Source organism: Corallococcus sp. 4LFB (assembly GCF_046520365.1).
Taxonomy (GTDB): Bacteria; Myxococcota; Myxococcia; order Myxococcales; family Myxococcaceae; genus Corallococcus; species Corallococcus caeni.
Genome location: NZ_JBKGHJ010000925.1, coordinates 1 through 1,700, shown reverse-complemented (window position 1 = coordinate 1,700; position 1,700 = coordinate 1). Strand labels below are relative to the sequence as shown.

General features: G+C 69.4%; 1 protein-coding gene and 1 pseudogene. Both read right to left on the bottom strand.

Features of this window, described 5'->3' with window-relative positions; translation table 11 throughout:
* Positions 1-1,334: hypothetical protein (locus ACLEQD_RS42850; RefSeq protein ID WP_410391717.1), on the bottom strand; the 1,334-nt coding region annotated here is incomplete at its 3' end.
* Between the two features lie 167 nt (positions 1,335-1,501).
* A pseudogene (locus tag ACLEQD_RS42845) lies at positions 1,502-1,700 on the bottom strand (hypothetical protein); the annotation flags it as partial.

Genomic DNA, 1,700 nt, shown 5'->3' with positions numbered 1-1,700 from the left:
AAGCGGTCGCCGTTGTCCTTGCCCTTCGCTTCCTTCACGCCGCAGTCCAGCTTGCGGCTCACCGCGTCCGGCGCGCAGATCCACGCCGAGCCGCTGTCGTAGGCCACGTCCAGCGCCACCACGTGCTTCAACCGCGCGGCCAGCAGCCTGCCCATGGGCTGGTACTGCCGGTCCCAGGGCAGGCCCTTGGACGTGCGGGGATGGATGTTGCCGCTCACCACCAGGTGGAAGCGCGCGGGGCCAGCCTCCACCTGCTTCAGCACCGTGGCGGCCAGGGCCTGCTCGCGCTGCTGTCCGTTGAGCTTCGGATGGTCGTAGACGAAGACCGCCACGTCCAGGCCCTGCGCTCGCAACTGGCGCAGCTGCTCCAGCATGTTGGCCACGGCCTCACTGCCCCGGCCGTCCGGGTACGGGCTGCGCCAGAACGGAGCCTCCATCAGCTTGAGCCAGTCCACCTCGTTGCCCTGGCTCTGGAGGAACGCCGTGATGCGCTCCTGGTTGTCCACTGGCAACTCGAGCCCCACGGACACCGGCGTGCCCTCGACGGTGAGCTGGCAGGCGGCCTGCGCGATGAAGCGCGGCACCTGCTGGGTGCCGTGCAGCTCGCCCAGCAGCAGCACCCCACCCGCTTTCGCCTGGGCCTTCAGGCCGATGATGGGCGTACCGCATTCGGTGAACGTGGGTGCGGCCTTCGCCTCGGGCGCTTTCGCGGCCTGCCGCACCTGCGTCTTCGGGGAGGCGCCCTCCTTCGACGCGAGGCGTGGCGCGATGGCGTGGAACACCCGCCACTCCATCGTCAGGTCACGGGTGCCGTGCGCGGACTCCGCCACGATGGCGTTCTCTCCGCGCGGCATGGAGAACCGATCCTCGTCGTCCTCCACGCTGAGGGCGAAGCCTCCCTCAAGGGTCTCCGGGCCTCCGGGTGCGGGAGCCGGTCCCCACTTCTGTTGGAGGTCGTTGCCCATGTTCCGGCTCACCCCCCACTCGAGCTCCTTGCCGGGCGCGGAGAGCGTCTTGTTCGCGCTGCGGGTGACGCGGATGATCCACAGCTTGCTCTTCGTGGGCGTCTCCCGCTTGCCCAGCACCAGGTAGCGGTGCCAGTAGCCGGCGATCTTCGAGCCGCCGAACTCCTCCTTCCATTCCGTTTGCAGCACCGGGCTGCCCGGGGCCTCGCGGAAGCTCAGCTTCGCGTCCACGAAGTACTGGCGCACCGAGGGCCACACCTCCTCCAGCGGCCGGTCGTAGATGGCCTCCCGGCCTGTGAGGTCCCAGTCCACCGGCCGTGCGGCGCATCCCACCGCCAGGAGCAATGCCAGCCATCCCATCTTCCGCATCGAGCGCATTCCCAGTGCCTCCGTCACGTCCCGCGATGCGGACGAAACGCGACGTGATGGGTCGGCATATCGGCTCCGCGCGCTGCGCCTGTCCCGCGAAGACAGAGGCCGCGCGGGCCACCGTCTCCGGCGACTCGCGCGGCCGCTGTCTTCTCCCCCTGATGGAGCTACAGGCCGGACGTGGGCTCCTGCGCGGGCGCCGCGTCCGGGTTCCCCAGACCCTTGAGGACGGCGGGTTCGGATGCCGTCACATGGCCCACGTAGAAGACCCCGTGGTAGCCCTCCTTGTTGGGCGAGTCCCAGGCGTGCATGAAGAAGCGGTCGCCGTTGTCCTTGCCCTTCGCTTCCTTCACGCCGCAGTCCAGC